The sequence below is a fragment of the Actinoplanes nipponensis genome (assembly GCF_016862275.1).
GTDB lineage: Bacteria > Actinomycetota > Actinomycetes > Mycobacteriales > Micromonosporaceae > Actinoplanes > Actinoplanes nipponensis.
This window is the reverse complement of record NZ_BOMQ01000011.1, coordinates 64,696-76,908: the sequence shown is the minus strand read 5'-3', so window position 1 is coordinate 76,908 and position 12,213 is coordinate 64,696. Positions and strand designations below refer to the sequence as shown.

Annotated in this window: 12 protein-coding genes; 3 read left to right on the top strand and 9 right to left on the bottom strand. The window is 74.1% G+C overall.

From position 1 onward, the window contains the following. The first annotated feature begins 18 nt into the window (after positions 1-18). On the top strand, positions 19-972 hold the full coding sequence (locus tag Ani05nite_RS04555; protein ID WP_203765405.1) for an NAD-dependent epimerase/dehydratase family protein: 954 nt from the start codon (positions 19-21) through the stop codon (positions 970-972). Positions 973-991: 19 nt separating this feature from the next. Here Ani05nite_RS04555 and Ani05nite_RS04550 read toward each other — a convergent pair whose 3' ends face one another. After that, entirely contained in the window at positions 992-2,206 is a 1,215-nt protein-coding gene (locus tag Ani05nite_RS04550) for a nucleotide disphospho-sugar-binding domain-containing protein (RefSeq protein WP_203765403.1), read from the bottom strand. Positions 2,207-2,395: 189 nt separating this feature from the next. Between Ani05nite_RS04550 and Ani05nite_RS04545 the strand changes: the two genes are divergently transcribed. Then, a complete protein-coding gene (locus Ani05nite_RS04545; RefSeq protein ID WP_203765401.1) occupies positions 2,396-2,668 on the top strand; it encodes a DUF6059 family protein in 273 nt (90 codons plus the stop codon). 49 nt (positions 2,669-2,717) lie between these two features. On the opposite strand, the gene Ani05nite_RS04540 is transcribed toward Ani05nite_RS04545, so the two are convergent. Genes Ani05nite_RS04540 through Ani05nite_RS04505 form a run of 8 tightly spaced genes read right to left on the bottom strand, consistent with a single transcriptional unit; the run spans position 2,718 to position 11,371 of the window. Beyond that, on the bottom strand, positions 2,718-3,800 hold the full coding sequence (locus Ani05nite_RS04540) for a MupA/Atu3671 family FMN-dependent luciferase-like monooxygenase (protein ID WP_203765399.1): 1,083 nt from the start codon (positions 3,798-3,800) through the stop codon (positions 2,718-2,720). Positions 3,801-3,810: 10 nt separating this feature from the next. Continuing rightward, positions 3,811-4,911, bottom strand: a complete 1,101-nt coding sequence (locus tag Ani05nite_RS04535; RefSeq protein WP_239129298.1) for a nucleotide disphospho-sugar-binding domain-containing protein — start codon at positions 4,909-4,911, stop codon at positions 3,811-3,813. Between the two features lie 33 nt (positions 4,912-4,944). Next, positions 4,945-5,691 carry an NAD-dependent epimerase/dehydratase family protein gene (locus Ani05nite_RS04530; RefSeq protein ID WP_203765395.1) on the bottom strand — a complete coding sequence of 249 codons (747 nt, stop codon included), beginning with the start codon at positions 5,689-5,691 and terminating at the stop codon, positions 4,945-4,947. A gap of 23 nt (positions 5,692-5,714) precedes the next feature. Continuing rightward, positions 5,715-6,728, bottom strand: a complete 1,014-nt coding sequence (locus Ani05nite_RS04525; protein WP_239129278.1) for a Gfo/Idh/MocA family protein — start codon at positions 6,726-6,728, stop codon at positions 5,715-5,717. Further along, positions 6,707-8,155 carry an NDP-hexose 2,3-dehydratase family protein gene (locus Ani05nite_RS04520; RefSeq protein ID WP_239129276.1) on the bottom strand — a complete coding sequence of 483 codons (1,449 nt, stop codon included), beginning with the start codon at positions 8,153-8,155 and terminating at the stop codon, positions 6,707-6,709. Before Ani05nite_RS04520 ends, Ani05nite_RS04525 begins: the two co-directional genes overlap by 22 nt. Beyond that, positions 8,152-9,324, bottom strand: coding sequence for a nucleotide disphospho-sugar-binding domain-containing protein (locus tag Ani05nite_RS04515; RefSeq protein ID WP_203765393.1), 1,173 nt, complete (start codon positions 9,322-9,324; stop codon positions 8,152-8,154). The genes Ani05nite_RS04520 and Ani05nite_RS04515 overlap by 4 nt, the downstream gene beginning before the upstream one ends. Before the next feature lie 5 nt (positions 9,325-9,329). After that, positions 9,330-10,304 (bottom strand): dTDP-glucose 4,6-dehydratase, encoded by a 975-nt coding sequence (gene rfbB, locus Ani05nite_RS04510; protein ID WP_203765391.1) that lies wholly within the window; start codon positions 10,302-10,304, stop codon positions 9,330-9,332. Beyond that, a complete protein-coding gene (locus tag Ani05nite_RS04505; protein WP_203765390.1) occupies positions 10,301-11,371 on the bottom strand; it encodes a glucose-1-phosphate thymidylyltransferase in 1,071 nt (356 codons plus the stop codon). The genes rfbB and Ani05nite_RS04505 overlap by 4 nt, the downstream gene beginning before the upstream one ends. Before the next feature lie 151 nt (positions 11,372-11,522). On the opposite strand from Ani05nite_RS04505, the gene Ani05nite_RS04500 reads away from it, so the two are divergent. Beyond that, on the top strand, positions 11,523-12,146 hold the full coding sequence (locus Ani05nite_RS04500) for a dTDP-4-dehydrorhamnose 3,5-epimerase family protein (RefSeq protein ID WP_203765388.1): 624 nt from the start codon (positions 11,523-11,525) through the stop codon (positions 12,144-12,146). The last annotated feature ends 67 nt before the right edge of the window (positions 12,147-12,213 follow it).

Sequence of the window (12,213 nt, the reverse complement as noted above, 5' to 3'; positions counted from 1 at the left end):
GACGCCACGGAGGTCAGCGTGTCCCCTCACCGCCCCGACCCGGCCCGGCCCGTGGTGGTGCTGGGCGGCAACGGCTTCGTCGGCCGGCACACCTGCGCCGCGTTCGCCGCCACCGGCGCGCCCGTGGTCGCGGTGTCCCGCCGCCCGGCCCGGCTGCCCGGCGCCCGTTCGGTGGCGCTCGACCTCGCCGCGGGCGACGTGCCCCGGCTGATCGGCATGCTCACCGCGATGCGCCCGTTCGCGGTGGTCAACGCGGCCGGCGCGGTCTGGGGCGTCACCGAGGAGGAACTGAAGGCCTCGAACGTGACGCTGGTGCACAACCTGGTGGAGGCGGTGACCGCCCTGCCGTGGCGGCCCCGCCTGGTGCACCTGGGTTCCGTGCACGAGTACGGCGCCGTGGGCTGCCCCATCCGCGAGGACGCGCAACCCCGCCCGATCAGCCCCTACGGGCACAGCAAGCTGGCCGGCGCCGGCGCGGTCCTGGCGGCCGTCGGCGCCGGCGCGTGCGACGCGACGGTGCTGCGCGTGGTCAACGTCAGCGGCCCGGGCACGCCCCGGGCCAGCCTGCTCGGCCAGGTGGCGGACCAGCTCGCGGCCGCCCGCCGGGAACGCCGCACGGCGCTGCTGCGGCTGGCCCCGCTGCACGCCAGGCGGGACTTCGTCGACGTGCGGGACATAGCGGCGGCCGTACGGGCGACGGCGCTGACCCCCGGCGCCGGGCCGGTCATCAACATCGGCCGCGGTCAGGCGGTCAGCGTGCGCTGGCTGGTCCGCGAGCTGATCACCGCGAGTGGGGTGCCGGCGGAGATCGTGGAGCACGAGGACCGGGCCACCGGCGAGGAACGCGGCCGGGGCATCGACTCGCAGGAGATCGACACCACCCGGGCCCGGGAGCAGCTGGGCTGGCAGGCGCGGCACGCACTCGGCGAGTCGCTGGCGGCCCTGTGGGCGCACGTGCGGGACCGCGCCTGAGCGGTCCCGGCTCCCGGCCTCACCGAGCGGCCAGCTTCTCCAGTCCGCCCACCAGCTCCGCCGGCGTACCGCGGTCGTCGTTGGACCTGCGCAAGGCCGCCGCCGCAGCCCGGTACGACGGCTCACCCACGACCGCGGCCACCGCCGCGCGCACCGCTTCGGGGTCGGCCCCGGCCCGCGGCACGGAGATCGCGGCGCCGGTCGCGGCGAGCCGGGCGGCGTTCACCGGCTGGTCCATGCCGGTCGGCAGCACCACCTGGGGCACCCCGGTCGCGACAGCGGTCATCAGGCAACCCGCGCCGCCATGGTGCACCACCGCCGCGCACGTCGGCAGCAGCAGGTGCAACGGAAGCTCGGCCACGACCCGCACACCGGGCCGGGTGTACCGGACACCGGCCGCGTCCCGGGCGCTGGTGCAGACGACCACCTCGACGTCGAGACCGGCGAGGGCGTCCAGGATCAGCGGCACGGCGAACGAACCCGGCCCGTACATCGCGGTGAGCGACGTGCCCCAGACCACGGCCACCCGCGGCCGCGTGGGCGGGTCCAGCAGCCACGCCGGCACCTCCTCAGGCCCGTTGTACGGCGTATAGCGCACCGCCAGCCGCTCCGCGTCCACCACCGGCCCGAGTGGCTCGGGACAGGGGTCGATGACGTGCCCGACGGTGTCCAGCGCCACCGCCCCGGCCCCGTGCGGCGCGAACGAACCGACCGGGTACTCCACGACGGAGGCGGCCGCCGGGTCCCGCTCGTGCGTGCCGATCGGGCCCCACAGGTGTACGGCCGACGCGACGCCGACCACCCGGGCCGCCAGCAGCCCTTCCATCGCGAGCGGCTCGTGCAGGACGAGGTCGGGGCGGTACTCGCGGGCGAAGGCGATCGCGGCGCGGCCGTTGCGGGCGACCGGCCGGGCGATCTTCTCGGCGCCGGCCCGGGTGAACTCGGCGTAACCGAACTCCGCGACCGCCTTCATCGGCGCTCCGGTGACCGGGTGCGGTGGCGGCCAGTCGTACGGCCACGCGCCGGCCTGGGCGTCGAAGACGTTGCGCAGCCGGGCCAGGAACGCGATGTCGAGCTCGGCCAGCACCGGCGCCGGCGTGAGCCCGGCCCGGGTGACGGGGGCGGCCTGGCTGGGCGGGCACACCACCGCCACCTGGTGACCCGCCGCCTGCAGACCCCACAGCACGGCCACCATGGGGTACCAGTGGGTCGGCCATGCCGACACGGTGCACATCACTCGCATGGTGCCGCCTCCCGGTTGTCTCCGCGTACCCGGCCAGCCTGCGCCGCCGCGCTGGAGTCCCGGTCCAGGACCGGTCGCCGGGAGGTCGACCACGCGTCGACGCCGCCTCGACCCTCGGCGGGCACGGTCCGGGTTGCAGCGGTGCGGTCCGCGCACCGCGCGACCGGTCGGGAGGCGGCGATGGAGACAGCACAGGGGTCGGGACCGGCGCGGGATCCGTGGTGGCGCAGGGCGCTGTGGCGGGCCGTGGCCGCGCTGGCGCTGAGCGCGCCCACGAACATGCTGTACCGGGGCCTCGATGACCCTGCGGCCGGGGCGAACCCGCCGGGACCGCCCGCCGGCCGGCCGGGTCACCCCGAGCGGGCGGCGGGCCACGTCCCGCCGTCACCCGCCGAGCTGGCCCTGTGGCGGGACCTGGGCTGGGTGCCCGCCGCCCGGCGGCGCAGCGGATGAGTGCCCGCGGGCGGCGGCCCCGGCGGCATGATCCGCCAGGGCCGCCCGCTCACCGTGCCGAGAGGGCGGGCTCGCTGTGCCGCAGCGCCGCCAGGGGCCCGAGCCCGCCCAGCAGCGCGTCCGCGTCACCGACGAAGTCGACCAGGCACGCGATCTCGTCCACCCCGGCGGCCCGTACCGCCTCGACGGTCCGCCGGCAGTCGGCCACCGAGCCGATGAGCGACGCCCCGGCCAGGTAGCGGTTGACGCCCACCTCGGCCAGCCGGTCCCGCGCCCGATCCTCGCTCAAGAACTCCCGCCCCGTGCGGCCCCCGCTCATGCCGCCACCGGCGCCCACCGCCCGGGCCTCCAGGTCGATGGCGGTACGCAGATAGCTGCGCAGCCACGGCACGGCCACCTTCCGGGCCTGCTCGGTCGTCTCGGCGACGTAGGTGTGCATCATCAGCGTCACCGTGCCGTCGCGTCCGGGGTGGTGGGCGGCCAGCGATTCGCGGTAGGCGGCGATGTTGTCACGGAGCACCGCCACGTCCTGGTTCTCCAGGTGGGTCAGCACGTGCGCGCCGAGCACCCCGGCCTGCCGGAAGGTCTCCGGGTTGCGCGAGACCGTCACCCAGAGTGGCAGCTCGGTCTGGACGGGCCGGGGAAAGACCGGCAGGGTGACCTCCGCGCCGCGCGGGTTCCGGCCGGTCCACTGCCCACCGGCCCAGATCCGCCGGATCTCCTCGACGTCGGACAGCAGCCGTTGCCGGCGACCGTCGAACATCTCCGGATTCAGCACGAAGTCGTTGACGTTCCAGCCGGAACCGACGGAGACCGCCGCCCGGCCGCCGGACAGACAGTCGATGACGGCGAAGTCCTCCACGATGCGCAGCGTGGGGTGCAGCGGCGTGACGACACTGCCGGCGCGGATCTGCACCCGGCTGGTCACCGCCGCGATCGCGGCGCCGGTCAGCGCCGGGTTGGGGAACGCCCCGCCGAAGCGGTGGAAGTGGCGCTCGGGCGTGGAGACGAAATGCAGCCCGAGCTCGTCGGCGCGGCGCGCGGCGTCGAGCATCATCCGGTACGTCGCTGCCGCGTCGTCGCCGAGGGCAGCGAAGAAGAACAGGCCGAAACCCATCTCCCGATTGGACATCGTGGACTCCTCACATCGTCGGTACGGCGGTCAGCTCGGCCAGGAGCCGGGCCGGGGTGGGCTGGCGCAGGGCTTCGGCGCGCAGCCGGAGGGCGGGCGTCGCGTCGGCCCGCAGTCGGTTCACGGCGTCGCGCACGGCCGTGTCGTCCGCGTCGTCGGCGCCGAGCCGCAGCCCGGCACCGGTGGCCGCCAGCCGGTCGCCGTAGAAACCGAGGTCGGGCATGCTCGACAGGACGAGTTGCGGCACGCCGGCCAGCACGGCCGACATCATGGTGCCGGCGCCGCCGTGGTGCACGACGGCGCTCGCTCCGGCCAGCAGCGTGGTGACCGGGCAGTCGGCGACCAGCCGTACGCCCGGGGGCACCTCGCCGAACGCGGCAGCCTGCCGGGCGCCCAGCGCCACCACCACCTCACCACCGTCGCCGGCCAGGGCGCGGGCCACCCGCGAGGCCGGAAACGCCTGCTCGCCGACCAGCCCGGAGACGGACATGCCGAGGGTGACCACCACCCGCGGCCGTCGTGGCGGCGCCAGCACCGCGCGCGGCACCCGGGCGGCCGTGCTGTGCGGCACGTATCGCACGTGCCGCCAGGGCGCGCTGGTCGGCACCTGCACCGACGGTGGGCAGGGATCTATCGTCAGCCAGGCCGGCACCTGGTCGGCGCTGCAGCCGTGCCGGGTGAACAGCTCCCGCACACCGTCCGGCATCCGCTCCCGGCCGCTGCCGCCGCGGCCCACGATGTCCGGTCCCCAGAGGAAGCGCCAGCAGGGCGCCCCGGCCGCGGCGGCGGCGACCGGGCCGGCGAAGGAGGTGGGCTCCCAGACCACGACGTCCGGGCGCCAGTGGCGGGCCATCGCGACCAGGTCGTCCGCCATGTCGGCGGCGATCCGCACGAACAGGTCCTTCGGATCGGCGGCCCGGCCCCGGCGGTAGTCGCCGGCGAAGTCCATCGGCCGGCCCACTCCGACGGTGGCCAGGCCGCACGCGGCGACCGCCGGGCACAGCTGGGGCTGGGTGGCGACCCGCACGTCGTGGCCGGCGGCGTGCGCGGCCCAGGCGAACGGGGCCATGGCGAAGAAGTGCGACGGCAGCGCCGACGCGACGAACAGCATCCGCACGGCGGACGACTCCTCTCTGGCCGGTGGCTAGACCAGCGCGGCGGTGGACACGTAGCGGTCGAGCACCGCTTCGAAGTAACGCTCGCCGAACCCCATCCCGGCGGCCTCGGGCACCAGCCGGTGCAGCTTGCGGGTGCAGACGAGATGGTTGACGGCAGGCGCGGTGACCCGGACCCGCTCGGCGCGCCGGCCCAGCACTGTCTCGATCCGGTCGACGAGCGCCTCCACCGGTACGGCGAAGCCGGTGGCGATGTTCACCACCTCGCGCGACGCCCGGGTCGCCAGCAGCCGGTCCACCAGCGCCACCACGTCGGCGACGTCGATGATGTCGCGGCGGGCCGCCTCGTGCAGCCGGACCCGGCCGGCCATCACCTGGCTCAGCAGCGACGGCAGCAGCTGGTGCGGCGGCTGGTGCGGACCGGCCACGTGCGCCAGCCGGACCACCAGGTGCTCCACCGGCGAATCGGCGATGACCTGTTCGAGGCGCCTCTTGTGCTGCCCGTACGGGGTGCCCGGGGCGACCGGCTCGTCCTCCCGGCCGCGGCCGAGCGCGCCGTACATGCCGGTGGAGGCGGTGGAGAAGAACAGCAGTCGCTCACCGGTGGCGGCGCACCGGCGCAGGGAGCGGGCGACCAGGTCGGCCTCGCGGCAGAACTGGGCGTTCGAGGTGCCGCTGGCCGCGGAGACCCCGGCCGCGAGCACCACCACCCCGTCGTGCCTGCCGGCGATCCCGGCGAGGTGCTGCGCCAGGAAGCCCCGTCCGACGATCTCCATCCGCGTCTCCTCCGGTGGCCGGCTCACGGGCCGGTGATCTCGGCGCGGCGGGCCACGGCCCGGACCCGGTCCACCAGGTCGGCCTGCCGCAGGATGTCGTCGCCCTGGAGCCCGCTGTCCGCTCCGTCGCGGACGGCGGCGGCGAACGCGCGCACCGCCCGGCGGAACTGGTCGTCCGGCTCGAGGCGGCGGGTCCGCACGTCGTCGCGGGTCCTCAGGTGCAGCACCGGGACGTGGTCGGGGGGCGTGGCGTAGGCCCGCTCCAGCCGGATGGTGCCCCCGGTCCCCCACACCTCGTAGCCGGCCCGGTACGCGTGCTCCATGCCGAAGGTGACCTCGGAGATCACCCCGGCCGGCGTGCTGAGCAAGGCCGCCCCGGACAGGTCCACCCCCCGGGCGGCGTCCACCCGCAGGGTCGCGCCGATCACCTCCAGCGGCTCACCCAGCAGCAGCGCCGAGGCGCGCAGCGGATACCCGCCCACGTCCGCCAGCGCTCCGCCACCGACCTCCGGCCGGTACCGGATGTCGCCGGCCGGCAACGGCGGGATGGTGAACGCGGCGCGCATGCCACGGACCTCGCCGATCATCCCGGCGGCGATCAGTTCGGCGACGCAGGCGTGCTGCGGGTGCAGGGCGAACATGTAGTTCTCGGCCAGCACGAGGCCACGGGCGGCGGCCGACGCCACGAGACGGTGCGCGTCGGCGGCGCGGATGGTCAGCGGCTTCTCGGCCAGCACGTGCTTGCCCGCGTCCAGGGCGGCCTCGATCCACCGGGCGTGCAGGGCGGCCGGCAACGGGAGGTACACCGCGTCGATGTCGGCGCGGCCGAGCAGCGCCGCATAGCCGGCCATCGGCTCACCGCCGAACACCTCGGTGCACCGCCGCGCGCGGTGTGGGTCACGGCTCGCCACGGCCACCAGCTCGACGTCCGGTTCGGCGGCCACGGCGGGCAGCGTGCGGCGGCGGGCGATGTCGGCCGCGCCGAGCACCCCGAGGCGCAGCGGTCGCGCCCCGCTCACCACAGCGTCTGCAGGCACGCGACCAGGCTGCGCGCCTCCACGTTGAGGTGGTTCGACCGGGCGAGCAGCGTCATCAGCTGCGCGACCGTCACCCAGCGGTAGCCGTCGGGGACCTCGAGCGGGAAGTCCTCCGCCGTCTCGATGATCTGGTAGAGATTCTGCGCGTGGTAGAAGCGGCCGCCCTCCTCCGACTGCACCACCTCGTACCGTATCCGGGACCGGTCCACGCCCAGCACGTAGTCCAGGAAGGGCGGCCGGTGCTGCGGTGGCACGTCACGGTAGTTGCTGGGCAGGCAGTGGATGGTCGGCGCCGCCTCCACCACGTCGAGCGTGCCGGCCTCCACCCGGGCCTGCACCAGCAGGTGCAGCACCCCGCCGACGCGCCGGGTGAGGAAGGTCGAGATTCCCCGCCCGACCGGGTGCACCAGCGGCTGGGTCCAGTTGGTCACCTCACGGTTGCTGGCCTGCACCCGGACCCCGACGATCCGGAAGAACTTCTCGTCGACGTGTTCGATCGTGTCCGGGGTGCGGCGCCAGCCCTCCAGGTCCTTCAGCGGGATGCGCCGCTGGCCGAGGACGAACCGCGTCCTGGCCTCGACGAACCAGCTGAGCACCTCGGCGGTGGTGTGCAGGGCGCCGTGTGCGCCCGCCATGGACGCCAGCAGGGCCTCGCGGAAGCCGTCACCCGTGTCGACCCCGCGGGTGGAGCGGTCCGGCGCCGCGAACGGCATGCACGACAGCACCGTCCGGGCGTCCATGTTGATCAGGTTGTCCACCCGCATCAACTCGTGCACCTGCCCGACGGTGAGCCATACGAAGTCGTCGCGGGCCGCGACGTCCTCGGTCGTCTCGACCAGCATGTTGCGGTTGCGCTTGTGCAGGAACCAGGCACCCTGCTCGGACTGCAGCACGTCTACCAGCACCGTGCCGCGCCCCCGGCCGGTGAAGAACTCCAGGTACGGGATCGCCGCTCCCCGGTGGACCCCGGTGTAGTTGCTGCGGGTGGCCTGCACCGTCGGGGACAGCTGCAGGGTGTTGACGTTGCCCGGCTCCATCTTGGCCTGCATGAGGCAGTGCAGCACGCCGTCGAACTCCTTGACGAGGATGCCGACGATGCCGACCTCGGGCTGATTGATGATCGGCTGGGTCCAGCGCGGGGTGAACCCGAAGTCGGTGCGCACCTCGAGGCCCTCGACGGAGAAGAACCGGCCGCTGTCGTGCACGAGGTTGCCGGTGTCCGGCGCGAACCGCCAGCCGCTGAGGTCCGCGAACGGGACCCGCTGCACGTCGAACCGGTTCACCGCGGCGCGCTCGCGCAGCCAGTCCTCGAACCGGCCGGTTCCGGGAAGCCGGCCGTCGGTGGCCAGCGCGGACTCGGTCAGCCGTCGCGCGGTCACCCGCGCCGTCTCCGGCACCAGCAACCGGAAATTCGTCGTGATGCTCACAGTCGCTCCTCGTCCGGTCGCAGCGGTACGGCCAGCCGCTCCAGCACGCCGACGACCTCGGCCGGGGTGGGCGCCGTCGCGATCTCCTCCGCCACCACCGCGGCGTTCTTGCCGAACAGCGGGTCGGCCAGCAGTTGCTCGCAGGCCGCCACGACCGTCGTTGTGCCGCGCTCGGCGGGCAGCAGCCGCAGGCCCGCGCCGGTGGCCACCATCCGGTCCGCGTTCTCGAACTGGTCGGCGGTCTGCGGCAGGGCAAGCTGGGGGACTCCCAGGGCCAGGGCGGTGAAGACCGACCCGGGACCGCCGTGGTGCACGACGAGGTCGCAGGCCGGCAACACCAGGTTCAGCGGCAGCCAGCCGGCGGCCCGTACGCCGTCCGGCAGGTCCGTCCAGCCGGCGGCGACCTGGTCGTCCACGGCGATCACCACGTCGGCGCCGAGACCGGTCAGCCCGGCCGCGAAGTCGCGCAACATGCCGCCGAAGTCCAGCAGCCCGTGCTTGGGCAGCATGCTGCCCAGGGTGACGCAGATCCGGGGCCGGTGGCGCGGCTGCGAGGCCCACGGCGGCAGCAGTGCCGGGCCGTTGAACGGCACGTAGCGCATCCGCTGGGCGTCCGGTACCCCCGGACGCTGCACCGAGGGCGGCGACACGTCGATGCGCAGCGCCGGCTCCGGCAGGTCCCGCAGGCCGAGCCGCTGCAACTCCGGCTCCAGCTCCCGCTGGGCGAAGGGCCGGTACTCCGGCTGCACAGCCAGCCCCCACCAGTGCTCCACCCAGGCGATCCCCGCGGTGGCGGCGGCGAGCTGGCCGGCGTACTCGGTGGGCTCGCAGACGAGCAGGTCCGGCCGCCAGTTCCCGACGATCTCCCGGACGCCGTCCAGCGTGCGGGCGGCCAGCCGGCCCCAGGCCCGGCCGCTGCCGGCCCGGCGGGCGGCCGGGTCGGCCGGGGGCGTCAGCGGGGTGCCGTCCCGGTCGTGGAACATGAAGTCGGCGAAGCCGATCGGGCCGGCGGAGGGCACCGCGGGCAGCCCGGCCCCGGCGATGTCGTCGACGAAGTTGGCCGGCGCGGCCACCAGCACGTCGTGCCCGGCCGACCGCAGCGCCCAGGCCAGCGGCACCATCGGGAAGAAGTGACCGTGCAGGGGCGCGGTCGTCACCAGAACTCGCATGATCCCTACTCCCCGCCCCGCAGCAGGGGCTTCCACCACCACGAGTTGTCCGCGTACCAGCGCACCACCTGGGCCAGTCCGTCGTCGAAGTCGATGCGCGGGACGTAGCCGAGCTCGTCGCGGATCTTGTCGTCACAGAGCGAGTAGCGCAGGTCGTGGCCCTTGCGGTCGGCCACCCGGCGGACCATCGACGCGTCCGCGCCGCACAGCGCCAGGACGCGCTCGGTGAGGTCGCGGTTGGTCAGCTCGATCCCGCCGCCGACGTTGTAGATCTCACCGGCCCGGCCGCCGGCGAGCACGGCGTGCACGGCCCGGCAGTGGTCGTCTACGTGCAGCCACTCCCGCACGTGGCGCCCGTCGCCGTACAGCGGCACCGGCTCGCCGTTGAGCAGACAGGTGACGAAGCGCGGGATGACCTTCTCCGGATACTGGTACGGCCCGTAGTTGTTGCTGCACCGGGTGATGGACACGTCCAGCCCGTGCGTCCGGGCGTAGGCGCGGGCGACCAGGTCGCTGCCGGCCTTGGACGCCGCGTACGGCGAGCTCGGCTCCAGCGGCCACTGCTCGGTCCACGACCCCTCGGCGATGGAGCCGTACACCTCGTCGGTGGACACGTGCACGATCCGCGGCACCGCCGCACGCAGACAGCCGGCCATCAGGGTCTGGGTCCCGGTGACGTTCGTCCGCACGAACGCCGAACCGTCGTCGACGGAGCGGTCGACGTGCGTCTCGGCGGCGAAGTGCACCACGGCGTCGTGGCCGGGCAGCAGCTCGGCGAGCAGACCCGCGTCACAGATGTCGCCGCGGACCACGGTCAGCCGGTCGGCGTGCGCCGGCAGGTTGTCCGGGTTGCCGGCGTAGGTGAACTTGTCCAGCACGGTGACGTCGACGCCGGCGAACCCGTCGTACTCGTCGGCCAGCAGGCCGCGCACGTAGCGGGAGCCGATGAAGCCGGCGCCGCCGGTGACCAGGATCCTCACGAGAGCACCTCCACCCGGGTGTCGTCGCCGATCACGAGCCGGTTGCGGGCGACGTCGCCGATGGACACGCACACCTCGGCGGACCGGCCGATCAGCGAACCGTGGATACCGCGCACGTCGCGGACGGAGACGTGGTCCAGCACGATGGAGTGCTCGATGCCGGCGCCGACCAGCACACAGGAGCCGCCGATCGACGTGTACTGGCCCACGTAGCTGTCCACGACGAGGCTGTCCTTGCCGATCACGGCGGGACCGACGATGCGCGACCGGATGATCCGGGCGCCGGGCTCCACGGCCACCGCCCCGATGACCTCGCTGGCTTCGTCGATCTCGCCCCGCAGCCGGCGCTCGGTGGCCTCCAGCAGCACCCGGTTGCATTCCAGCAGGTCGTCGATGCGGCCGGTGTCCTTCCAGTACCCGGTGAACTCGGTCGCGGTGACCGGGCTGCCGGCGCTGACCAGCCACTGGATCGCGTCGGTGATCTCCAGCTCGCCGCGCGCGCTGGGCTGGACGGCCGCCACCGCCTCGTGGATCGCCGGGGTGAAGAAGTACACGCCGATCAGGGCCAGGTCGCTGACCGGCGTGGCCGGCTTCTCCACCAGCCGGGTGACCCGGCCGGCGGCGTCCACCTCGGCCACCCCGTAGTCGCGGGGGTCGGGCACCTTGGTGACGACCACCTGCGCGGCCGGGCGCCGGGCCCGGAACCGGTCGGCCAACGCGAGCACACCGCCGGCCAGGATGTTGTCGCCGAGATACATCACGAAGTCGTCGTCGCCGAGGTAGGGCCGGGCGAGACGGACGCAGTGAGCCAGACCCAGCGGCGCGTCCTGCATGATGTACGTGATATCCAGGCCGAGGGCGGCGCCGTCGCCGATCGCCTCGCGGATCGCGGCGCCGCGCTCGGGGCTGATGATGATGCCGACCTCCCGGATGCCGGCCTCCGACAACCGGTCGAGGCAGTGCATCAACACGGGCTTGTTGGCGACAGGCACCAGTTGCTTGGGCATGCTGTGACTCAGGGGGCGGAGCCTGCTGCCGGTTCCGCCGGCAAGGACCAGGGCTTTCATGGCGGAGACACCTACTCTCTCCAGACGCCGCGAGCGATTTGCCGCAGCAAGGCACCTTCATGGGTACGGTCCGGGCCACGAGGAGCCTTCGAGGCGCCGTCCAACGTCGTCTTCGACCGAGACTCGAACCGGCGCCGATACCGTCACCGGCATGCAGATCCGTCCGCTGACCGTGCTCGATGCCTATCGGGTCACCCCGGACAAGATCGTCGACGAGCGCGGCTGCTTCTACGAGACGCTGCGCTACGACACGCTGCTGGAGCAGACGGGGCACGATTTCACCCCGCGGCAGGTCAACCACTCGGTGTCGCGGGCGAACACGGTGCGCGGCATCCACGGTGTGCGCCTGCCCGCCGGTCAGGCGAAGTTCGTCTCCTGCGTGCGCGGCGCGGTGGCCGACATCGTCGTCGACATCCGGCCCGGCTCACCGACGTTCGGCCGCCACCACGTGAACCGGCTGAGCGCCGAGAACGGCGTGTCCGTCTACGTCGCCGAGGGGCTGGGTCACGGGTTCGTGGCGCTGACCGACGAGGCCTGCGTGCAGTACCTGTGCTCGACCACCTTCGTGCCGGGCACTCCGCTGGAGATCGATCCGATGGACCCGGCGCTGGACCTGCCCTGGCCGCTGGCCGGGCCACCGTTGATGTCCGCCAAGGACGCCGGGGCGCCGACGCTGGCCGAGGCGGCCGACCGTGGCCTGCTGGCCGGCTACGACGAGTGCCTGCGGCACTATGCCGCCAACCGCCGGCGCCGCCCGGAGCCGGCCCGCGGCTGAACCGGCCGCGCCGGCCCGTACGACGATCGGCCCGGCACCTCGGGGTGCCGGGCCGAGCTGCGCGTCC

Coding starts and splice junctions, on each gene's coding strand:
- Ani05nite_RS04500 (WP_203765388.1), top strand. CDS start 11,523: ATGCAGATCCGTCCGCTGACCGTGCTCGATGCCTATCGGGTCACCCCG.
- Ani05nite_RS04540 (WP_203765399.1), bottom strand. CDS start 3,800: ATGTCCAATCGGGAGATGGGTTTCGGCCTGTTCTTCTTCGCTGCCCTC.
- Ani05nite_RS04505 (WP_203765390.1), bottom strand. CDS start 11,371: ATGAAAGCCCTGGTCCTTGCCGGCGGAACCGGCAGCAGGCTCCGCCCC.
- Ani05nite_RS04535 (WP_239129298.1), bottom strand. CDS start 4,911: ATGCTGTTCGTCGCGTCGGCGCTGCCGTCGCACTTCTTCGCCATGGCC.
- Ani05nite_RS04530 (WP_203765395.1), bottom strand. CDS start 5,691: ATGGAGATCGTCGGACGGGGCTTCCTGGCGCAGCACCTCGCCGGGATC.
- Ani05nite_RS04515 (WP_203765393.1), bottom strand. CDS start 9,324: ATGCGAGTTCTGGTGACGACCGCGCCCCTGCACGGTCACTTCTTCCCG.
- Ani05nite_RS04545 (WP_203765401.1), top strand. CDS start 2,396: ATGGAGACAGCACAGGGGTCGGGACCGGCGCGGGATCCGTGGTGGCGC.
- Ani05nite_RS04550 (WP_203765403.1), bottom strand. CDS start 2,206: ATGTGCACCGTGTCGGCATGGCCGACCCACTGGTACCCCATGGTGGCC.